The following is a 21,148-nucleotide window of genomic DNA, read 5'->3' as shown; positions in this document are numbered from 1 at the left end:
CGTCCGCGACGCGCCCGCGGGCCTTTTACTGCAACGCCGGATCGGAGCCGCCGCTCCCGCCGCCGCGCGCCAGCTCGATCTCGGTGATCGCCACCAGCATTTCGGCGCGGGTTTTCAGGTCCGGGGCCTCGAGCAGCGCCTGTTTCTCCCGCAGGCCATAAGGGCTCATCATCGACAGGGCGTTGACCAGCGCCTCGTTGGAGGCCGAGCGCACGCCGCGCCAGTCGACGCGCAGCCCCTTCGCCGTCACGAAGGCCTCCAGCGCCCGGATCACCGCCGCGCGGTCCACCTCTTCTTCACCGGCGCGGGCGGTGAAATCAATCAGGAACGGCGAATAGTCCACCCGCGCCTGGCGGTAGGGGGTGGTCACCGGCAGCTCCTCCACCAGGCGGAAACGGGCGACGCCGGTGAGCGTGATGAGATAGCGCCCGTCGCCGGTCTCCGCGAAGCGGGTGACGCGCCCCAGGCAGCCGACGGAATACAGCTTCGGAACCTGCGCGGGATCCCCCGCGCCGTTGACCGGCTGGATCACGCCGATGACGCGCCGGCCGGCCAGCGCGTCGTCCACCATCGCCAGGTAACGCGGCTCAAAGATGTTGAGGGGCATCTCGCCGCGCGGCAGCAGCAGGGCCTCCGCCAGCGGGAACAGCGGAATGGTCAGCGGGCAGTCCTGCGGACCGCGGTATACGGCGTTCATCACCACTGTCCTGCGCCCCTTTCTCCGCCTGCGGCCGGACCGGGCGTCAGACGAACATCAGCGCCGACAGGCGCTTGCGCCCCTCCACCGTGGCGGGGTCCTTGAATCCCCACGCCTCGAAGAACTGCACCAGCTGCTTGCGGGCCGCGTCGTCGTTCCAGTTGCGGTCCTTGCGATAGATGGCCAGCAGCTGTTCGACCGCGCCCTTGCGGTCGCCGCGGGCGTTGAGCGCCAGCGCCAGGTCGAACCGCGTCTGGTGATCGTCCGGACTGGCGGCGAGGCGCGCCTCCAGCTCGGCCACGCCGCCGAGGTCGCCGGCCTGCTCGGCCAGCTCCAGGGTGGAGCGGGCGGAGGCGATGACCGGGTCGTTCGCCCTGTTTGCGGGCGTCATCTCCAGGAAGCGGCGGGCGCCCTCCAGATCGTCCAGCTTCACATGCAGTTTCACCAGGCCGGCGATGGCGTGAACATTGTCCTGCTCCTGCTCCAGCACGGCGGCGTAGAGCCCGGCGGCGCCCTGGAGGTCGCCGGCGGCCTCGCGCGCCGCCGCCTCCTCAAGCAGCGCCTCGACGGCCGTGGGGCCGAGCGGACCGGCCAGACGCTCGATGAAGGCGCGCACCTGGCTCTCCGGCAGGGCGCCCATGAAGCCGTCCACTGGCTGGCCGCGTTTGAACGCCACCACCGCCGGAATGGACTGGATGCCCATCTGGCCGGCGACTTCCGGGTGCTCGTCGATGTTCATCTTGACGAGCGTGACCTTGCCGCCGGCGGCGGCGACCACTTTCTCGAGCACCGGAGCCAGCTGCCGGCACGGACCGCACCAGGGCGCCCAGAAATCCACAAGCACCGGCGCGGTCATGGACGCGCGGATCACGTCGTTGGCGAAGCTCGCCGTCGTTACATCCTTGATGGCGGATGCTGCCGTCGTCGTATCGGTCATGGTCAGCGACTTCCTGGAGCTCCGGGCGCGGAGGGCGACGCCCTTGCGGCAAATTCTGCGTCGCCGTCAAAATGGGCTCTCGCGCGGCAGAAAACAATCGTGGCCGACGCGACCGTCCGGCGCCGGCGGCGGCGGGCGCGCCGCCGTGACCGGATGCGCCCCGCGGTTTTCCACACGCAGGCGGCCAGCCGCGCACTTTTTTGCCTGGGGCCGTTCTCCCCTCTTGCATCCGGCGGCCATCCAGGGCACATAGCGGCCATCGGCGGCGGGCAAGCCGCCGACGGACGCGGGTGTAGCTCAGGGGTAGAGCACAACCTTGCCAAGGTTGGGGTCGAGGGTTCGAATCCCTTCGCCCGCTCCAGAAATGGCCAGCGGCCCACGGGCCGGAACAAGCCGCCGCAAGGCGGCTTTTCTGTTTCTGGCGTACTCCCGCGGGCGATGCGCCCCGCCCGGTCAGCCCGCTCCAATACAGCTCCGCCGCGGCCGCTCCCCCGAACTGATGGCCGGGCATGACGTCAGCGGGGGTGGAAAGCAGGGCTGGCGCGGGCGGCGGGCCCAGCGGCGCCGCAAACCTCGCAGGGCGGAGCGCGCGGCGGCGGTGCCCTGTCCCCCTAGCCGCCGCGTCATCCACAGACAGTCACGTCCGGCGCGCCGTCATGCAAACGACTGTTGCGCGCCGCCCCGTTTTGGGGCAAATAGCGGCCACCGGCGGCGGGCAAGCCGCCGGCGGACGCGGGTGTAGCTCAGGGGTAGAGCACAACCTTGCCAAGGTTGGGGTCGAGGGTTCGAATCCCTTCGCCCGCTCCAGAAATGGCCAGCGGCCCACGGGGCCGGAAGAAGCCGCCGCAAGGCGGCTTTTCTGTTTCTGGCGTACTCCGCGGCCGATGCGCCGGGCCGCGGGGGCCTGTCCGCCCCGTTTGCGGCCGCCGGCCCGTCCTGCAGCCTCGCCGGAGCATGGATGCCCGGGTCAGGCCCGGGCATGACGCAGGCGGGGGCGCAGAACGGGGGGCCTGTTTCCGGGACACCGCCCTTCTCCCGGGACGCCCCTTACAGACCCAGAAACGCAAACGGCTCCGCGTCAACGAAATGGTCGTTGGCGACGCCGGAATAGGTGTTGCGCTGGTTGGGGCCGAGGTCGAGCTTGCGCACCTTGCCCGTCTCCTTCGAGAAGTCGATGCGGCGCAGGTCAACCCAGAACACGTTCGGCGTCAGCGCCGAGTCGAAGAAATAGAGCCGGTTCTTCTGGTCCGCGACCGTGCGCCAGCGCGTGGAGGCGATGTTGGGCTGGCCCGGCGTGCTCAGGCCATAGGGCACCGAGACGTTGCGGATGACGCTGAACACGCTGGCGATGGCCTTCTGGTGATCCTCAAACCGCGGAATGGCGTTCACATAGAAGGACGCGCGCACGAAACGGTCCGCGGCGCGGTTGGCGCCCGGCAGCATCACCAGGCCGCCGATGTCCTTCCAGTATTCATTCAGCGCCAGCTGCCGTTCGAAGCTCGGCGAGTTGGTCATCACCTGGAAGGCCCGGCTGTGGTGAATGACCTGTTTGCCGTCGATGTACTCGATGATGGCGCTGTCGCCGCTGGCGTCGGAGATGGAGAGGTGCAGCGTCGCCAGCCGGTCCTGGCCCGGCACCCGGTCCGTGACCAGCATGAACGGCTCCTGACGCAGATGCTTCACCGCCTCGTCCACCGTGGCGAACTGGTCGAGCACATATTGCGCCCAGGCGGAAATGGCGAGGCCGGGCTGGCGCCCGTCATATTCCGGATACTGCGACTCGGCCAGCCACAGCACGTTGGCCACCAGCCCGGCCTCGTTCATGCCGTCGGTGGTGGAGATGTCGAAGCCGGTGGCGATGACGCTGCCGTAACGGGACGTCCATTTCACCGAATTGGGACCGGCCGCGCCGTGCCGCTCCATGCCGCGCGGGAAAATCCAGAGATTGGTGCCGATCTCCTGGCTCCAGTCCATGGAGCGCGCGGTGATGTTGAGATTGTCCGCCCCGTGATAGACCAGCCGGGTGCAGGCGTGGGCCACGGGGGCGAGGGCCAGCGCCCCGGCGAGGGCGGCCGCGGTGAAAGCGCCGGCGCGGCGCCCCCTGGCCGGCGAAATCGTGTTCAGTGTGCTCATCTGCGCGCTCCCGTTGCGGGGCGGGCCCCTGCTGCATCCGCGCGGTCCCGCCTCTGGCCCGCCAAGCTTAGCCTGGCCGGGCGCGCAGAAAAGGGCTTTCGCCGGCGCGCGGACGGTGACGCGAAGCCTGGCCGCACGGCCCGCGAAGTTGCGGCGCGGGGCGCGCCTGGCGCCGCCAAACTGGCGGAAACGCGGAAGAGACCTTAAATCGGTGACGGGGCCGCCCGGTTCCGGCGGCAGGGAGAGCACGATGAGCGCGCAGGTTCAGGCCGCGACGACCGCGGCGCAGGCGTCGGGCGCCCGTACGGCGCGCATTCCGGTGGCGGGCATGAGCTGCGCCTCCTGCGTGCGGCGGGTGGAGCAGGCGCTGCTGGCCGCGCCTGGCGTGAAGCGTGCGGCGGTGAACCTCGCCGCCGAGACCGCCGAGGTGGAGCTGGACGCAGGCATCGACCTCGCCGCCGCCATCGGCGCCATCCGCGACGCCGGCTACGACGTGCCCGCGCAGACGGTGACGATCGACATCGAGGGCATGGGCTGCGCCTCCTGCGTCGGGCGGGTGGAGCGGGCGCTGCAGGCGGTTCCCGGGGTCGTCTCCGCCGCCGTCAATCTCGCCGCCGGCCGCGCCGCCGTCGCCTTCATCCCCGGCCTCACCGGCCGGCCGGCGCTGGAGGCGGCCATCCGCGCCGCCGGCTACAGGCCATTGCCGCCGGCGCGGCAGGGAGACGGCGTCGCCGCCATGCAAGGGCTGTCCGAGGCCCGCGAAGCCGCCCGCGCGAGAGAGACGGCGGGGCTGAAACGCGACCTCATCATCGCCGCGGCGCTCACCCTGCCGGTGTCCGTCATCGAAATGGGCGGACATTTCATCCCCGCGTGGAGTCACTGGCTGGCGGCCGCCGCCGGCCACCGCAACCTGCAGTTATCCAGTCTCGTCCTCACCACGCTGACGCTGTTCGGGCCGGGGCTGCGCTTCTTCGTCAGGGGCGTGCCGGCGCTCCTGCGCGGCGCGCCTGACATGAACGCCCTGGTGGCCGTGGGCGCGGGCGCGGCCTGGGCCTATTCCGCCGTGGCCACGCTGGCGCCGCAGCTGTTTCCGGAAGGCGCCGCCCATGTCTATTTCGAGGCGGCGGCGGTGATCGTCACCCTGGTGCTGCTGGGCCGGTTTCTGGAGGCGCGGGCGCGCGGCCGGGCGGGCGACGCCATCCGCCGCCTTGTGGGCCTGCAGCCGCGCGCCGCGCGGGTCATGCGCGACGGCGAATGGCGCGACGTTCCCCTGGAAACCGTCGGCCCCGGCGACGAGATCCAGGTGCGGCCGGGCGAGCGCATTCCCCTCGACGGCCTGGTGATCTCCGGCCGCTCGCAGGTGGATGAGTCGATGATCTCCGGCGAGCCGGTTCCGGTGGCCAAGGAGCCGGGAGCGGAGGTAACCGGCGGCTCGCTCAACCAGGCGGGGGCCTTCGTTTTCCGCGTCACCCGCACCGGCGACGACACCGTGCTGGCCCAGATCATCCGCATGGTGGAGACCGCCCAGGGGGCGAAGCTGCCGATCGAGGGCGTGGTGGACCGCATCACCATGTGGTTCGTGCCGGCGGTGATGGCCGCGGCGGCCCTCACTTTCGCCGTCTGGCTGTTTTTCGGCCCGCAGCCTGCCCTGGCGCTGGCGGTGGTCAACGCGGTGTCGGTGCTGATCATCGCCTGCCCCTGCGCCATGGGCCTGGCCACGCCCATGTCGATCATGGTCGCCGCCGGCCGGGCGGCGGAGCTGGGGGTGCTGTTCCGCAACGGCGAGGCGCTGCAGACCTTGGCCGGCGTGCGGGTGATCGCCTTCGACAAGACCGGCACGCTCACCGCCGGCAGGCCGGCGCTCACCGATCTGGAAACCACGAACGGCTTCGGGCGCGCGGAGGCGCTGCGCCTCGCCGCCGCGGTGGAGGCGCAGTCCGAGCACCATCTGGCGGCGGCGATCACCGAGGCGGCGCGGCGGGAGGGAATCGCCCCGCCCGCCGCCGGAGATTTCGCCGCCCTGCCCGGCCGCGGCGTCAGCGCCACGGTGGAGGGGCGGCGGACGCTGGCCGGTTCGGCGGCCTTCCTCGGCGAAAACGGCGTCGACGTCGGCCCGCTGGCCGCGACGGCGGCGCGGCTGGCGTCGGAGGCCAGGTCCACCGTCTATCTCGCCGTGGACGGGCGCCTCGCCGCCGTCATCGCCGTGGCCGATCCGGTGCGGCCGACGACGCAGCAGGCGCTGGAGACGCTCAGGGCCATGGGCGTGCGCACGGCGATGATCTCCGGCGACAGCCGCCGCACCGCCGAAGCGGTGGCGGCGAAGCTGGGCATCAGCGACGTGGCCGCCGAAACCCTGCCCGACGGCAAGGTGGCGGCGCTGGAGCGCCTGCGCGCCGCATACGGCCCGGCGGCCTTCGTCGGCGACGGCGTCAACGACGCGCCGGCGCTGGCGGCGGCGGACGTGGGGATCGCCGTCGGCGCGGGCGCGGACATCGCCATCGAAAGCGCCGACGTTGCGCTGATGACCAGCGATCCCGCCGGCGTCGCGGCGGCCCTGGCGCTGTCGCGCGCCGCCATGGCCAATATCCGCCAGAACCTGTTCTGGGCCTTTGCCTACAACGCCGCGCTGATCCCGGTTGCGGCGGGGGCGCTCTATCCGGCCTTCGGCGTGATGCTGTCGCCGATGCTGGGGGCCGGGGCCATGGCGCTCTCCAGCCTGTTCGTGGTCGGCAACGCCCTGCGCCTGCGCCGCTTCACGCCCCCGGCGCGGGCCGCCTGAGCCTCACGCCGGTTTCAGCGCCTTGCGGAAGGTCAGGTTGTAACGCGCCGCCCCGGTGGCCGGATGTTCGCCCTGCTTCAGGCGCAGCACGCCATGATAGAACAGCCGCGAGGGGCCGCCCCACACCACCACGTCGCCGTGGCGCAGCTCGTGTTTCGCCACCGGAGAGGCGCGTTCCGGCCCGCCGAACTGGAACACGCACGGCAGCCCCAGCGACACCGATACGATGGGCTGGGCGAGGTCATGCTCGTCCCTGTCCTGGTGCAGCGACATGCGGGCGCCGGGCTCGTAGCGGTTGATGAGACAGGCGTCCGGGGCGAAGTCCGGATAGCCGGCTTCCGCGGCGCAGTCCCGCGCCAGGGCGCGGAACGTCTCCGGCATGGCCGGCCACGGCCGGCCGCTGAGCGGATCGGCCCGCTCGTAGCGGTAGCCGCGCCGGTCGGTGACCCAGCCGGCCGCGCCGCAGCTGGTCATGGCCACGGACATTTCAAAGCCTCCGGGCGTGCGCATGCGCCGGAACGGCGCCGCCTCCGCCACGGCGGCGATCTCCCGCAACAGCGCGTCCGCCACGGCGGCGGCGCGCCCGCGCATCAGCACGGCGCCGGGACCGATGGGCGCGGGCGCGGAGGGTTGCGGCGCGGCCGCGGCGGCGAAATCGAACAGGTCCATGAACGCATGTCTCCACAGCCTGGGCGGGCGGCCGCGCCCTGGCGTCGCGCCCTCCCCGCCGGCGGCGGTCAGGGAACGCGCGGCCGGCCCCGCCGGTTTCCGCACGGCGGGCGCGAACAGACGCGCATTCGCCCGGGCGGCGGCGAACGCCCCGCCGCGGGCCGGCGCCGCCGCGCCCACAGGGGGCCTGAGCCGGCGCCCGGCGATTCATGCGCGACGGGGTTTACGCGCGACCCGGTTCGGGCGAGACGCAGGCGCAGACCACACGCGTCCCCATGATGAGGCAAGGAGCGGAATGACGGAACCGGCCAGACGGCGCGCGCGCATCCGCCGGCTGGCGTGGGCCGGCGCCGGCCTTTTCTTCGTGGCGCTGGGAGCGGTGGGCGCGGCGCTGCCGCTGCTGCCGACGACGCCGTTCCTGCTCCTCGCCGCAGCGTGCTTCGCCCGCTCGTCGCCGCGGCTGGAGGCGTGGCTGCTGGCGCACCGCGTGTTTGGACCGCCCGTCGCCGGCTGGCGCGCCCACCGGGCGATCCCGCCGGCGGCCAAGGCCATGGCCTGCGCCGGCGTCATCGTGAGCTACGTGTCGTTCTGGCTGGGAGCGCGGCCCGGCTGGCCGGCCGCCGCGGCCATGGCGGCGCTGCTGCTGGCGGCGATGGCCTATGTGCTGTCGCGCCCGAACGGCCCGCCGCGCGCCCGGCGCGACAACAGCAGGGGCGCGGACCGTGACGGTCCGCGCCCGGCGGCGGGGCTGCGGCCCCGCGAAGGCTCCGGCGACCGGAATCAGGACGCGAAATAGGACTGGGTGCCGTGCGCCTCGATGGCCTCGGCGAGGCGCTTCAGCGCATGCACGTAGGCGGCGCTGCGCACGCTGATGTTCTTTTCCTTCGCCAGGTTCCAGATGGCGCGGCCTTCGGTCTCCATGTTGGCGCGCAGGCGCTGGTGGATCTCCGACACGGTCCAGTAGAAGCCCTGGCGGTTCTGCACCCACTCGTAATAGGAGACGGTGACGCCGCCGGCGTTGGCGAGAATGTCGGGCAGCACCACGACGTTCTTCCTGAACAGGATCTCGTCCGCTTCCGGCGTGACGGGGCCGTTGGCCAGCTCGACGATGACGCGGGCCTTCACCTCGCCGGCGTTGGCGGCGTTGATCAGGTCCTCCATGGCCGCCGGCACGAGCACGTCGCAGTCGACGCCGACGATGGCCTCCGGCGGCAGCGCCTCGACGCCGTCCCGGCCGGCGAGGGCTGCCAGCGATCCCCCGGCCTTGGCGGCGAGGACGGCGTCCACGTCGAGGCCCTCGCGGCGGTACAGCGTGACGCGCGAATCGGAGACGGCCACCACCCTGTAGCCGACGTCGGCCACCAGGCGGGCCATGTGGGTTCCGGCATTGCCGAAGCCCTGGATGGCGACGGTGGAGCCCGGGGCGACGCCGAGATCGCGCTCCAGGTGGCGCAGCAGGTAGAAGCCGCCGCGGGCGGTGGCGTCCTCACGGCCGAGCGAGCCTCCGAGGGCGATGGGCTTGCCGGTGATCACCGCCGGCGAGCTCTTGCCAACGATGTTGGCGTATTCATCGGCCATCCAGCCCATGATCATGGCGTTGGTGTAGACGTCCGGGGCGGGAATGTCGCGATCGGGGCCGATGACATTGGCGAAGGCCTGGATGTAGGCGCGCGAGAGGCGCTCCAGCTCGGCCTTGGACAGGGCGTGCGGATCGACCTGCACGGCGCCCTTGCCGCCGCCGTAGGGCAGGTTCATCACCGCGCACTTGAAGGTCATCCAGAAGGCGAGGGTCTCCACCTCGTCCATGGTCGCTTCAGGATGGAAGCGGATGCCGCCCTTGGTGGGGCCGCGGGTGTCGTCATAGCGGCAGCGCCACGCCATGAACGACTTGCGCGAGCCGTCGTCCATGCGGACCATCAGGCGCATCTTGGTGGTTTCGCGCGGATATTTCAGCTTCTCCAGAACGTCCGCATCCAGATCAAGATACCGCGCCGCGTCGTCGAGACGGGTCAGGGCCTGTTCGAGTTGGGACTTCGCCATTGATCGTATTCCTGAAAGCTGTCTGGCGCTGATCGCGACCGCGGCGCATCCTGGCCCAAGGGCAGACGTCAGCCTCCGGAGCTGCCCAAGTGCAGCGTCACGCTGGCGCCCGAATCCGTCCGGGTGGTGCTGTCGTTTCGCGCGACCCCGCGTCAGCCTCACACGCGACTGGAGGGGTGGGATGGACGGGCGCGCCCGCCTCACACGGGCGCGTCATCAGACGCGCTGTTCCTTAGCGACGGCGCGCACACTTTTCCAGCAGTTTCCGCCCATTTTATTGTCAGATGCACCGGCCCTGGCCAATTTGCCGCGTCTGCAGTCAGGCTCACGCTCACGCCTGACGCTTGCGCCAGCGTTTCACCGTCAGGTCGCGCTTCAGTCTGGACAGGCGCTGAAGCCAGAAGACGCCGTCGGTCTGGTCGATCTCGTGCTGCGCGCAGGCGGCGCGAAAGCCGTCGAACCAGGCCTGACGGCCGGCGCCGTCCAGGTCCTGCCAGCGAACCAGCGCCCGCGCCGGCCGCGTCACCTCGCAGCGCGCTCCGGGCATGGAGATGCTGCCCTCGTCGTGGCGGGCGGTCTCCGCCGAGGTTTCGACGATCCGGGCGTTGACGAAGAACTGCGGGGCCGGATCCTCCGGCAGCTCCAGCACGAACAGGCGCAGGTCGAGGCCGAAATGGCCGGCGGCGGCGCCGACGCCCCCGGCGGCGCGCATGGATTCCAGCACGTCCTCCGCGGCGCGGCGCAGCTGCGCGTCGAATGCGCGCACCTCCCGCGACGGCGTCGCGAGGCGCGGATCTGGCCACAGCAGCGGAGGAAGGACGGTCATTGGCTGCTCTCCCGGCCGGGACGCGTCGTCGGCCGGCGCCGCCGCCCGGAAAGCGGCGCCGCGGACATGCTCTAGCCGCCCGCGCGGCGCAGGTCAGCCCCCGCCCTTCCCCGGCGCCGGAAAGACGGCGGCGCGGACAGGTCTGTCTTGAGTTTTTTCTTCAGGACCATTAAGGGACGCTCGTCCGCCGGATGCGGGCAACATCTGCTGGTTGGGGAGGACGCCATGTCATACGACGGCCTCTTCCAATTGGGGATGGGCGCAGTTCTGCTGAAAGCCTCCCAAACGGAAGATACGACTGCTGCACGCGCCCGCGCCGCACTGGCGCGCATGAACGCGCGGACAAGAGGCTTGCCGGGCGCCGCAGGCGCCCTGACGGCGCCAGCCGGCGCCGGCCGTCGCGACATGCCGGACCGGACCGGATCCCTCCAGACGTGAAATGAAACCGCAGCCGCGGCGCCGCGCGCCGTCCAGGCCGCGCTGCTGGCGACACCGCCGCTCCGGCCGGACGGCCGGCGCGGCCCGAAATGTTTTCAGGCCCATGGCCGCCCCGCCGCCAGGCCCGCGGCGGACCGCATGACAGGACAGCAGACGTGACGATCCAGACGCCGTACTACCTGATCGACAAGGCCGCCCTGCTCCGCAACATGGAGACCGTCCGGCGCGTGCGGGAGGAGTCCGGCGCGAAGCTGCTGCTGGCGCTCAAGTGCTTCGCCACCTGGTCGGTGTTCGACCTGATGAGCCAGTACCTCGACGGCACCACCTCCTCGTCGCTGTATGAGGTGCGCCTTGGCCGCGAGAAGTTCGGCGGCGAGACCCACGCCTATTCGGTCGCCTACGCCGGCCACGAGATCGACGAGGTGATCGCCTGCGCCGACAAGATCATTTTCAACTCGCTGGGCCAGTTTGAGCGCTTCGCGGACCGCGCCGCCGGCATCCAGCGCGGGCTGCGGCTGAACCCGGGAGTGTCCTCCTCTGATTTCGACCTCGCCGATCCGGCGCGGCCGTTCAGCCGCCTCGGCGAGTGGGACGCCGGAAAGGTGCGTCCCTATATGGACCGCATCGACGGCTTCATGATCCACAACAACTGCGAGAACGGGAGCTTCGCGCGCTTCGACGAGCTGCTCGGCGAGGTCGAGGCGCGCTTCGGCGAGCTGTTCCGCCAGGCGAAATGGGTCAGCCTCGGCGGCGGCGTCCACTTCACCGGCGAGGGCTATGACCTTGAGGGCTTCTGCCGCCGGCTGAAGAAATTCTCGGAGGACTGGGGCGTCCAGGTGTATCTGGAGCCGGGCGAGGCGGCGATCACCAACGCCGCGACGCTGGAGGTGACGGTGCTGGACGTGCTGGAGAACGGCAAGCGCCTCGCCATCGTCGACTCCTCGGTCGAGGCGCATATGCTGGACCTGCTGACCTATCGCCAGCACGCGACCGTGGCGCCGGACGCGGGCCCCTACACGTTCATGGTGTGCGGCAAGTCGTGCCTTGCCGGCGACATTTTCGGCGAGTTCCGCTTTGAGAAGGAGCTGCAGGTCGGCGACCGCATCTCGTTCCTCAACGCCGCCGGCTACACCATGGTCAAGAAAAACTGGTTCAACGGCGTGAAAATGCCGTCGATCGCCATTCGCGAGCTGGACGGATCCATCCGTCTGGTCCGCGAATTTGGTTATGAGGATTTCGCCGCAGCGCTTTCCTGAAGCCTGCACCGCCGCTCAACATCTGGTTCGGGGTTTTCGCGTGAAATGAAGAAAAACGTCCTTGTCATCGGCGCCGGCGGCGTCGCCCAGGTCACTGCCCACAAATGCGCGCAGAACAACGATGTTCTCGGCGACATCCACATCGCCTCGCGCACGGTCAGCAAGTGCCGCGACATCATCGCGTCGATTCACGAGAAGAAGAGCATGAAGCAGCCGGGCGTCCTTGAGGCGCACGCGCTGGACGCTCTCGACGTTGAAGCCACCAAGGCGCTGATCACGCGCACGGGCGCCCGGATCGTCATCAACCTGGGCTCGGCCTTCGTCAACATGTCGGTGCTGCAGGCCTGCATCGAGACCGGCGCCGCCTACATCGACACGGCCATCCACGAGGACCCGCTGAAGGTCTGCGAGGATCCGCCGTGGTACGGCAACTATGAGTGGAAGCGCCGCGACCTCTGCCGGGAGAAGGGGATCACCGCCATCCTCGGCGCCGGCTTCGACCCCGGCGTGGTCAACGCCTACGCCGCGCTGCTCGCCCGGCGCTGGCTGGACGAGACCGACTCCATCGACATCATCGACGTCAACGCCGGCAACCACGGCAAGTATTTCGCCACGAACTTCGACCCGGAGATCAACTTCCGCGAGTTCACCGGCCGCGTCTGGTCCTGGCAGAACGGCCAGTGGACGATGAACCAGATGTTCGAGATCCGCAGGGAGTGGGACCTGCCGGTGGTGGGCCAGCGCACCACCTACATGACCGGCCACGACGAGATCCACTCGCTGTCGAAGAATCTCGACGTGCCGAACATCCGGTTCTGGATGGGCTTCAGCGACCACTACATCAACGTCTTCACGGTGCTGAAGAATCTCGGCCTGCTGTCGGAGCAGCCGGTGCGCACCGCCGAGGGGCTGGAAGTGGTGCCGCTGAAGGTGGTGAAGGCGGTGCTGCCCGATCCCTCGTCGCTGGCGAAGGACTACACCGGCAAGACCTGCATCGGCGTGCTGGCCAGGGGACGCAAGGACGGCAGGGACGCCGAGGCCTTCATCTACCAGATCTCGGATCACGCCGAGGCCTACCGGGAGGTCGGCAGCCAGGCGATCTCCTACACCGCCGGCGTGCCGGCCGCGGCCGCGGCCATGCTGGTCGCCACGGGCGACTGGGACGTGAAGACCATGGTCAACGTCGAGGAGCTCCCGGCCGAGCCGTTCATCAACCTGCTGAACCGCATCGGCCTGCCGAGCCGCGTCCGGGACGCAGACGGCGACCGCGACCTCAGCTTCTGAGCGCCAGCCGCAACGGAACATCATGCCATTGGGGCTGGCGCGCGCGCCGGCCCCTTTTTTCTTTCACGCCGCGCGCAACGATTTTGGGAGAGAAACGTCATGACCGACGCCGCGGGCGCCGCGCCCTTCGACCGGCTCATCGCCGCCTGCGCCGACGACTGGCGCGCCTATGTGGAGCATCCCTTCGTGCGGGCCATGGGCGACGGCACGCTGCCGGAGGAAGCCTTCCGCCACTACCTGAAGCAGGACTACCTGTTTCTCGTCCACTTCGCCCGCGCCTGGGGCCTCGCCGTCTACAAGTCGCGCGACATATTGGAGCTCCGCCAGGGGCTGGAGATCCTCAAGGCCATCGTCGACGTGGAGATGGGCCTGCACGTGAGCTGGTGCGCCGAGTGGGGGATCAGCGAAACGGAGCTGGCGCAGCTGCAGGAATCGCGCGCCACCATGGCCTACACCCGCTACGTGCTCGACGCCGGCGCCAGCGGCGACCTCACCGACCTGCACGTGGCCCTCGCCCCCTGCGTGATCGGCTATGGCGAGATCGCCGCCTGGCTGCTGCGCCAGCCGTTCCTGAAGCGCGAGGGCAATCCCTACATGCGCTGGATCGGGATGTACGCGGGCGATGACTTCATGAGCGCCGCGGCGGCGGAGCGTGAATGGCTCAACGCCCGCCTCGCGGGCGTGACGCCAGAGCGCTTCGCGCAGCTGGCCCGCATCTTCCGCGACGCCACGCGCCTTGAGGCGGACTTCTGGCGCATGGGCCTGACGCTGGCCGACTGAGGCGGGCGGATCGCGGCGCCCCCCGCGGGCCGCCGCGATCATGCCAAAAACCTGACGTTTCCTGGCGCCGCGAGCGGGGCCAGGCGGGGCGGGAGCGCATTGCGCTCCGCGATCCAAATCACCCATAATGCGCAGGTGGAGCGAACTCAGCCTTGCACGGGCGATGTCGGGCGCCCCGGTCTTCCCTGAAAGGTTCCTGTATAGCTGATGCCAGACGCCCAGACGCTCCTGACCGCCATGCTGCTCCTGCCGTTCGCCGCATCGCTCGTGGCGGCGGTGACGCCGTCAGGGCGGCGGAACCTGGAGGCGTGGCTGGCGGGGCTGACGGCGCTGGCGGTTTTCGCCATCGGCCTGTGGATCCGTCCGGAGATTTTCGACGGCGCGATCCTGCGCGCCCATTACGCGTGGCTGCCGGACTACGGCCTCAATTTCAGCATCCGCGTCGACGGCTTCGCCTGGGCCTTCGCCATGATCGTGTCCGGCATCGGCGCGCTCGTGGCGCTTTATGCGCGGTATTACATGTCGCCGGACGATTCGGCGTCGCGCTTCTTCTCGTTCCTGCTCGGATTCATGGGCGCCATGATGGGCGTGGTGATTTCGGGCAACCTGATCCAGCTGGTGTTCTTCTGGGAGCTCACCAGCATCTTCTCCTTCCTGCTCATCGCCTACTGGCACCACAAGGAGGCGGCGCGCGACGGCGCGCGCATGGCGCTGACGGTGACCGCCGCCGGCGGCCTGTGCCTGTTCGCCGGCGTGCTGATCATCGGTCACATCGTCGGCAGCTATGAGCTGGACGTGGTGCTGGCCTCCGGCCCGGCCATCGTCGAACACGCGCTTTACGTGCCGGCGCTGCTGCTGCTCGTCCTCGGGGCGCTGACCAAGAGCGCGCAGTTTCCGTTCCATTTCTGGCTGCCGCGCGCCATGACGGCGCCGACGCCGGTCTCGGCCTATCTGCACTCGGCCACGATGGTGAAGGCGGGCGTGTTCCTGCTGGCGCGGCTGTGGCCGGTGCTGGCCGCCTCCGACTGGTGGTTCTGGACCCTGGCGCCGGTGGGCGCGGCCACGCTGCTGGTGGGCGCCTTCCTCGCCATGTTCCAGCAGGACCTCAAGGGCCTGCTCGCCTACTCCACCATCAGCCATCTCGGGCTGATCGTGCTGCTGCTGGGGCTGGGCAGCCCGCTGGCGGCGGTGGCGGCCATCTTCCACATGATCAACCACGCCACCTTCAAGGCGTCGCTGTTCATGGCGGCGGGCATCATCGACCATGAGGCCGGCACCCGCGACATCCGCCTGCTCGGCGGGCTTTACCGGGCCATGCCGATCACGGCCACCCTGGCCATCGTCGCCGCCGCGGCCATGGCCGGCGTGCCGCTGCTCAACGGCTTCCTTTCGAAGGAGATGTTCTTCGCCGAGACGGTGGAGACCCACGTCGACTCCGCGTTCGACCACGCCCTGCCCTATCTGGCCACGCTCGCCGGCATGTTCTCGGTGGCCTATTCGCTGCGCCTGATCGACCAGGTGTTCTTCGGCCCGCCGGCCACCAGCCTGCCGCGCGCTCCCCATGATCCGGCGCTGTGGATGCTGGCCCCGGCGGCGCTGCTGGCGCTGATGTGCGTGCTGGTGGGCGTGTTCCCCACCTGGGTCATCGGCCCGTTCCTCGGCGCGGCGGCGCACGGCGTGCTGGGGGCGCAGACCCCGCATTACAGCCTCGCCGTGTGGCACGGGCTCAACCCGGCGCTGCTGATGAGCATCGTGGCGCTTGGGGCCGGCACGCTCACCTATCTCGGCCTCAAGGACTATCTCTCCGGCGAGGTGGAGGGGCCGCCGCTGCTGCGCCGCCTTTCGGGCCGGCGCCTGTTCGAGCGCGCCATCGCCATGCTGTCGTGGCGCTGGGCGCGCGTGCTGGAGGAACTGCTCGGCTCCAACCGGCTGCAGACGCAGCTGCGCCTGCTGGTGCTGGCGGCGGTGCTGGCCGGCTTCTGGCCGGCGTTCCGCGACAGCGGCTTTTCGGCCGCCGCGGCGGCGGCGAACGTGTGGGCGTGGCTGGCCAATACCTGGCTGTCGCCGGCGTGGCTGGCCTCCTCCGCGCCCATGGTCGGCATGTTTGATCCGGCGCTGCTGCTGGTGTGGGCGGTGGGCGTGGCCTGCGCCGTCGGCGCGGCCTGGCAGGCCAAGTATCACCGCCTGGTGGCGCTGATCCTCATGGGCGGCGCCGGCCTCGCCACCAGCATCACCTTCGTGTGGTACTCGGCCCCGGACCTGGCGCTGACGCAGCTGCTGGTGGAGATCGTGACCGTGGTGCTGATCCTGCTCGGCCTGCGCTGGATGCCGCGCCGCGACGAGCTGATCCCCGGCGACATGAAGCCTTCGGCCCGGTTCCGGCGGGTGCGCGACCTGTTCATCGCCATCGCCGCCGGCGCCGGCGCGGCGGCGCTCGCCTTCGCCATGCTCACCTCGCCCCAGGGCCCCACCATCGGCGACGAATTCGTCAACCGCGCCTACCGTGAGGGCGGCGGCCGGAACGTGGTGAACGTCATCCTCGTCGATTTCCGCGGTTTCGACACCATGGGCGAGATCACGGTGCTCGGCGCGGTGGCCATCACCGTGTTCGCCCTGCTGCGCCGGTTCCGCCCGGCCCGCGACAGCTTCGCGGTGCCGGACCAGAAGCGCTTCCAGATCGAGTATGACCGCACGCGCTACGCGCCGGTGAAGTCGCCCATCGACAGCCACGTCATGCTGGCGCCCGGCGTGATCATCCGCCTGCTGTTTCCGGTGATCTGCGCCATGGCCGGCTTCCTGCTGCTGCGCGGCCACGACCTCCCGGGCGGCGGCTTCATCGCCGGCCTGACCTTCGCCATCGCCTTCCTGCTGCTCTACATCGCCGGCGGGGCCCGCTGGGTGGAGGACCGCATCGTCGTGCTGCCGGTGCGCTGGATCGGCGCGGGGGTGCTGCTGGCGACGCTCACCGGCATGGCGGCGGTGTTCTTCGGCTATCCGTTCCTCACCACCGCGTTCCGCTACGTTTACCTGCCGGTGTTCGGCAAGACGCCGCTGGCCAGCGCGCTTGTCTTCGACATCGGCGTGTTCGCCCTGGTGTTCGGCGCCACCGTGCTGATGCTGATCGCCATCGCCCACCAGTCGATCCGCGTGTACCGCACCATGGAGAAAGCGGCGCGCGCAAAGGGAGAAAAGTGATGGAGCCGGTGATCGCCCTCGCCATTGGCGTGCTCATCGGCTCCGGCATCTGGCTGGTGCTGCGTCCGCGCACCTTCCAGGTGCTGGTGGGGCTGTCGCTGATCTCTTACGCCGTGAACCTGTTCATCTTCGCCATGGGGCGGCTGAAGGTGGCGGCGCCTGCCTTCTCTGACGGAACCATGTCGCCGCGCGACCTCGCCGACCCCGTGCCCCAGGCGCTGGTGCTCACCGCCATCGTCATCAGCTTCGCCATGACGGCGCTGCTGCTGGTGGTGACCATGGCCTCGCGCGGCCTCACGGGCACCGACCATGTGGACGGCCGGGAGGACGGCCCGTGAGCTTCAGCGACAACCTTATCATCGCGCCCGTCGTCCTGCCGGTGATCGTGGCCGGGCTGATGCTGGTGATCGACGGCCGCAGCGGCCGCATCACCGCCGGGCTCAGCGTGGGCGCCGCATTCGCCCTGCTGGCGGCGGCCGTGGCGCTGATGGCGCGCGCCGCCGGCGGCGGCGTGCAGGTGTACCAGATCGGCAACTGGCCCTCGCGCTTTGGCATCGTGCTGGCGCTGGACCGGCTCTCGGCCATGATGCTGGTGCTGACGGCGGTGCTCGCCTGCGCGGCGCTGGTGTTTTCGCTGGCGCGCTGGCACAAGGCGGGCAGCTTCTTCCACCCGCTGTTCATGATCCTGCTGGCCGGGCTGAACGGCGCCTTCCTCACCGGCGACCTGTTCAACCTGTTCGTGTTCTTCGAGATCATGCTGGCGGCCTCCTACGGCCTTGCGCTGCATGGCTCGGGGCACGCGCGGGTGAAGGCGGGCCTGCATTATGTGGCGGTGAACCTCGTCGCCTCCTCGGCCTTTCTCATCGGCGTCAGCCTGATCTACGGCGCGGCGGGCTCGCTCAACATGGCGGACGTGGCGGCGCGCATTCCCCGGCTCGACGCGGACGAAACCCGGCTGTTCCAGACCGGCGTCGCCATTCTCGGCGTCGCCTTTCTGGTGAAGGCGGCCATCTGGCCGCTGGGCTTCTGGCTGCCGGCCACCTACGCCGCCGCCGGCCCGCCGGTGGCGGCCATGTTCGCCATCATGACCAAGGTGGGCGTGTACGCCATCCTGCGGCTGGCGCTGCTGTTCTCGCCGGACGGGTCCACCAGCGCCGTCGGCGCGGGAACGGTGCTGTTCCTTGGCGGCGTCATCACCATCATCTACGGCATGGTGGGCATGCTCGCCTCCCAGGCGATGGCGCGCCTTGCCGGCTTCAGCGTGCTGGTCTCCTCCGGCACGCTGATCGCGGTGACCGGCGCCGGCAACGTCAACGTGATGAGCGCGACGCTGTACTACCTGTTCAGCTCGACCATGGCGATCGCCGCGTTCTTCCTGCTGGTCGAGCTGGCCGAGCGCGGCCGCGCCCGCTCCGACGACGTGCTGGCGGTGACGCTGGAGGCCTATGGCATCGTTTATGACGAGGACAGCGACGACAGCGCCGAGGCGGGCGTGGCGGTGCCGGCGGTGCTGGCCCTGCTGGGCCTCGCCTTCATCGCCTGCGCCCTGCTGATGGCCGGCCTGCCGCCGCTCTCCGGCTTCATCGCCAAGTTCGCCATGCTCGACGCCCTGCTCGACCAGGCGCGCAACGCCGGCGACGCCGCCGGCCCGGCGTGGCCGGCGTGGACGCTGGTGGGCGTGCTCGCCGTCTCCGGCCTCGCGACGCTCATCGCCATGACCCGCGCCGGCGTGCGCACCTTCTGGCCCTCTTTCGAGCGCGAGGCGCCGCGGGTGAGCATGCTGGAGTTCGGCCCCGTGCTGGTGCTGCTGGCGCTGTGCGTGGGGCTCACCATCCAGGCCGGGCCGGCCATGCGCTTCGCCCAGGAGACCACCGAGCAGCTGGGCCGGCGCGAGGCCTATATCGACTCGGTGCTGGCGAAGCCGGTGGCGGTGCGCCAGGATCAGGCGGCGGGCGCCGCGCCCGGGACCGGGCCTGCGGCGCCGCGCGCCCGCGACACCGGAAAGGGAGGCGCCGCGCGATGAGTCTCCGCCGGTTCCTGACATGGCTGCTGCCGTGGCCCGCCGTTTCGGCGGCGACCCTGATCGTCTGGCTGCTGCTCAACCAGAGCGTGTCGCCGGGGCAGATCGTGCTTGGCGCGGCGCTGGCGCTCACGGCGCCGCGGGTGCTCGGCGCGCTGGACATGCCGCCGCTGCGTCTGCGCCGGCCCATGGCGGCGCTGCGCCTGCTCGCCAACGTTCTGCCGGACATCGCCGTCTCCAATTACCGCGTGGCGCGCGCCATCCTGTTCGGCGGCCCGGAGCGGGAAGGCGGCCACGTGCTGGTGCCGCTCACCATCCGTTCGCCCTATGCGCTCGCCGTCCTCGCCTGCATCCTCACGGCGACGCCCGGCACGGCGTGGGTGTCATACAATCCCCACACCGGCGTGCTGCTGATGCACGTGATCGACCGCAGGGAGGCCGACACGCTCGCCGACGCCATCACCCAACGCTACGAATGCTGGCTGCTCGAGGTGTTCGAATGAGCATGACGATCCTGACATGGTCGCTGATGGCGGCGCAGTTCATGCTGGGACTGGCGATGGCGCTGGCCTGCGTCCGCATGTTCCGCGGCCCGCGCGCCCAGGACCGGGTGCTCGCCATGGACTCCCTCTACATGAACGGCATGATGCTGATGCTGGTGTTCGGCATCTCCTCCGGCAGCACGCTGTATTTCGAGGCGGCGCTGGTCATCGCGCTGCTCGGCTTCGTCTCGACCCTGGCCCTCGCCAAGTTTCTCATGCGCGGGGAGGCCATCGAATGATCGCCATTCACGCCCTGCCCGCCTGGGCGGCGCTGCTGGTGGCGCTGCTCACCCTCGCCGGGGCGGCGCTCACCCTCACCGGAACCGTCGGGCTGCTTCGCCTGCGCACCTTCTACGAGCGGGTGCACGCCCCCACCCTCGGCGCCACCCTGGGGCTGGGCTTCATCCTGCTCGGCTCCATGCTCTATTTCTCGGTGAGCGAAACCCGGCCGGTGGTGCACGAGATTCTCATCGGCGTGTTCGTCACCGTCACCACGCCGGTGACCATGCTCATGCTCACCCAGGCGGCGCTGTATCGCGACCGCGCGGAGGGCAAGGCGCCGAAATCCACCGACGCGCCGCCCCTGGTGAAGGACAAGGCCCCGCCCCTCGAGGAGATTTTGCCGGGCGGCCTGCCGGCTGATCCCGGACATACAAAATAACCGCAAACAGACGCCGGAAAATTTACCGGAAATTATTGAAGTCCTGGCGGACTGATTCAATAATTGGCGGACAGCGCGCAGGTCCGCCATGTCCGCAGCATTTCGCCAGACCTCCCCGACATCTGACGCGTCTCCCGTCCTGGCTCCGGCGGCGTCATGGAAACGAAGGCGGGGGCGGCGGGCCGCGCCGGTTCCGGCGGACAAGCGCGTCTTCGACATCGCCGTCGCCCTCTTCCTCATCATCCTGCTGGCGCCGCTGATGGCGCTGGTGGCGCTGTGGGTCCGGCTTGACAGCCCGGGGCCCGTGCTGTTCCGCCAGCGCCGCGCCGGGCTGCACGGCGCCGCCTTCACCCTGCTGAAATTCCGCACCATGCGCCCGGCGCCGCCGCCCCGGGCCGGGGCCCCGTGGAGCGCCCGGCTGGCGGCGATCCAGCCGCCGCCGCACGCCGGCGCCGTCACCCGCGCCGGGCGCTTCCTGCGCCGCAGCCGGCTGGACGAACTGCCGCAGCTGTTCAACGTGCTGGCCGGCGACATGTCGCTGGTCGGCCCGCGGCCGCACATGTACGAGCTCGACGCCCTGTTCGCGGCCGAGCTGCCGCATATCGTCCTGCGCCGGGCCGCGCTTCCGGGCCTCACCGGCCTCGCCCAGATCCGCGGGCGCATCGGCCCGACCCCGGACGCGCGGGCCATGGCGGCGCGTCTCGACGACGATCTCGATTACATCCGCCGCCGCTCGCTGCTGCTGGACGTCGGCATACTGCTGGCCACGCCGCTGGCGCTGCTGCGCGCCCCCGGCCGCGGACGCGCCCCCTTCGCCCTATCCATCGGCCGCCATCCCCGGTAAGAAAAGGCGGCGCGCCCGCCCCGGACGGCTCCGGAGCGGCGCGCGAC

The 21,148-nt window shown here is 70.4% G+C and carries 18 protein-coding genes and 2 tRNA genes; 14 read left to right on the top strand and 6 right to left on the bottom strand.

The window, feature by feature from the left end:
- Window positions 1-25: 25 nt before the first annotated feature.
- Together ACFFJB_RS13735 and trxA are read right to left on the bottom strand one after the other, a co-directional pair.
- Window positions 26-703 carry an LON peptidase substrate-binding domain-containing protein gene (locus ACFFJB_RS13735; protein WP_376832135.1) on the bottom strand — a complete coding sequence of 226 codons (678 nt, stop codon included), beginning with the start codon at window positions 701-703 and terminating at the stop codon, window positions 26-28.
- 40 nt (window positions 704-743) lie between these two features.
- Entirely contained in the window at window positions 744-1,634 is an 891-nt protein-coding gene (trxA, locus tag ACFFJB_RS13730; RefSeq protein ID WP_376832133.1) for a thioredoxin, read from the bottom strand.
- Window positions 1,635-1,920: 286 nt separating this feature from the next.
- On the opposite strand from trxA, the gene ACFFJB_RS13725 reads away from it, so the two are divergent.
- Together ACFFJB_RS13725 and ACFFJB_RS13720 are read left to right on the top strand one after the other, a co-directional pair.
- Window positions 1,921-1,995 (top strand) — tRNA-Gly (locus ACFFJB_RS13725).
- 371 nt (window positions 1,996-2,366) lie between these two features.
- A tRNA-Gly gene (locus ACFFJB_RS13720) sits at window positions 2,367-2,441 on the top strand.
- A gap of 240 nt (window positions 2,442-2,681) precedes the next feature.
- Here the strand turns inward: ACFFJB_RS13720 and ACFFJB_RS13715 are convergent.
- Window positions 2,682-3,767, bottom strand: a complete 1,086-nt coding sequence (locus ACFFJB_RS13715; protein ID WP_376832131.1) for a linear amide C-N hydrolase — start codon at window positions 3,765-3,767, stop codon at window positions 2,682-2,684.
- Between the two features lie 250 nt (window positions 3,768-4,017).
- Between ACFFJB_RS13715 and ACFFJB_RS13710 the strand changes: the two genes are divergently transcribed.
- On the top strand, window positions 4,018-6,546 hold the full coding sequence (locus ACFFJB_RS13710; RefSeq protein ID WP_376832129.1) for a heavy metal translocating P-type ATPase: 2,529 nt from the start codon (window positions 4,018-4,020) through the stop codon (window positions 6,544-6,546).
- Window positions 6,547-6,549: 3 nt separating this feature from the next.
- On the opposite strand, the gene alkB is transcribed toward ACFFJB_RS13710, so the two are convergent.
- Window positions 6,550-7,215, bottom strand: a complete 666-nt coding sequence (gene alkB / locus ACFFJB_RS13705) for a DNA oxidative demethylase AlkB (protein ID WP_376832127.1) — start codon at window positions 7,213-7,215, stop codon at window positions 6,550-6,552.
- A 295-nt stretch (window positions 7,216-7,510) separates the two neighbouring features.
- Here alkB and ACFFJB_RS13700 point away from each other — a divergent pair, with 295 nt between their 5' ends.
- Window positions 7,511-8,011: a YbaN family protein gene (locus tag ACFFJB_RS13700; protein ID WP_376832124.1), complete on the top strand. Its 501-nt coding sequence runs from the start codon at window positions 7,511-7,513 to the stop codon at window positions 8,009-8,011.
- Here the strand turns inward: ACFFJB_RS13700 and ACFFJB_RS13695 are convergent.
- On the bottom strand, window positions 7,996-9,255 hold the full coding sequence (locus ACFFJB_RS13695; protein WP_376832122.1) for a Glu/Leu/Phe/Val family dehydrogenase: 1,260 nt from the start codon (window positions 9,253-9,255) through the stop codon (window positions 7,996-7,998). The genes ACFFJB_RS13700 and ACFFJB_RS13695 overlap by 16 nt on opposite strands.
- Before the next feature lie 331 nt (window positions 9,256-9,586).
- On the bottom strand, window positions 9,587-10,081 hold the full coding sequence (locus ACFFJB_RS13690; RefSeq protein WP_376832121.1) for a peptide deformylase: 495 nt from the start codon (window positions 10,079-10,081) through the stop codon (window positions 9,587-9,589).
- Window positions 10,082-10,674: 593 nt separating this feature from the next.
- Here ACFFJB_RS13690 and nspC point away from each other — a divergent pair.
- From nspC to ACFFJB_RS13640, 10 genes are all read left to right on the top strand, one after another.
- Window positions 10,675-11,775 carry a carboxynorspermidine decarboxylase gene (gene nspC, locus ACFFJB_RS13685; protein WP_376832118.1) on the top strand — a complete coding sequence of 367 codons (1,101 nt, stop codon included), beginning with the start codon at window positions 10,675-10,677 and terminating at the stop codon, window positions 11,773-11,775.
- A 45-nt stretch (window positions 11,776-11,820) separates the two neighbouring features.
- Entirely contained in the window at window positions 11,821-13,059 is a 1,239-nt protein-coding gene (locus tag ACFFJB_RS13680; RefSeq protein ID WP_376832117.1) for a saccharopine dehydrogenase family protein, read from the top strand.
- 99 nt (window positions 13,060-13,158) lie between these two features.
- Window positions 13,159-13,839: a thiaminase II gene (tenA, locus tag ACFFJB_RS13675; protein ID WP_376832115.1), complete on the top strand. Its 681-nt coding sequence runs from the start codon at window positions 13,159-13,161 to the stop codon at window positions 13,837-13,839.
- 207 nt (window positions 13,840-14,046) lie between these two features.
- On the top strand, window positions 14,047-17,034 hold the full coding sequence (locus ACFFJB_RS13670; protein WP_376832113.1) for a monovalent cation/H+ antiporter subunit A: 2,988 nt from the start codon (window positions 14,047-14,049) through the stop codon (window positions 17,032-17,034).
- Window positions 17,034-17,372, top strand: a complete 339-nt coding sequence (locus ACFFJB_RS13665) for a Na+/H+ antiporter subunit C (protein WP_376832111.1) — start codon at window positions 17,034-17,036, stop codon at window positions 17,370-17,372. The genes ACFFJB_RS13670 and ACFFJB_RS13665 overlap by 1 nt, the downstream gene beginning before the upstream one ends.
- Window positions 17,369-19,057, top strand: coding sequence for a monovalent cation/H+ antiporter subunit D (locus ACFFJB_RS13660; protein WP_376832109.1), 1,689 nt, complete (start codon window positions 17,369-17,371; stop codon window positions 19,055-19,057). Before ACFFJB_RS13665 ends, ACFFJB_RS13660 begins: the two co-directional genes overlap by 4 nt.
- Complete coding sequence (locus ACFFJB_RS13655; RefSeq protein WP_376832106.1) at window positions 19,054-19,557, top strand: Na+/H+ antiporter subunit E; 504 nt, start codon at window positions 19,054-19,056, stop codon at window positions 19,555-19,557. The genes ACFFJB_RS13660 and ACFFJB_RS13655 overlap by 4 nt, the downstream gene beginning before the upstream one ends.
- A complete protein-coding gene (locus ACFFJB_RS13650) occupies window positions 19,554-19,835 on the top strand; it encodes a K+/H+ antiporter subunit F (protein ID WP_376832104.1) in 282 nt (93 codons plus the stop codon). Before ACFFJB_RS13655 ends, ACFFJB_RS13650 begins: the two co-directional genes overlap by 4 nt.
- The gene (mnhG, locus tag ACFFJB_RS13645) at window positions 19,832-20,257 is read left to right on the top strand and encodes a monovalent cation/H(+) antiporter subunit G (protein ID WP_376832102.1); all 426 of its coding nucleotides are present in this window, start codon (window positions 19,832-19,834) and stop codon (window positions 20,255-20,257) included. Before ACFFJB_RS13650 ends, mnhG begins: the two co-directional genes overlap by 4 nt.
- 88 nt (window positions 20,258-20,345) lie before the next feature.
- Entirely contained in the window at window positions 20,346-21,101 is a 756-nt protein-coding gene (locus ACFFJB_RS13640; protein WP_376832100.1) for a sugar transferase, read from the top strand.
- The last annotated feature ends 47 nt before the right edge of the window (window positions 21,102-21,148 follow it).

The sequence above is a fragment of the Camelimonas abortus genome (genome assembly GCF_042432745.1).
In the GTDB taxonomy this organism is placed as follows: domain Bacteria; phylum Pseudomonadota; class Alphaproteobacteria; order Rhizobiales; family Beijerinckiaceae; genus Camelimonas; species Camelimonas abortus.
Note: the sequence above shows the minus strand (reverse complement) of the source record. Positions and strands in the feature narration are given on the sequence as shown.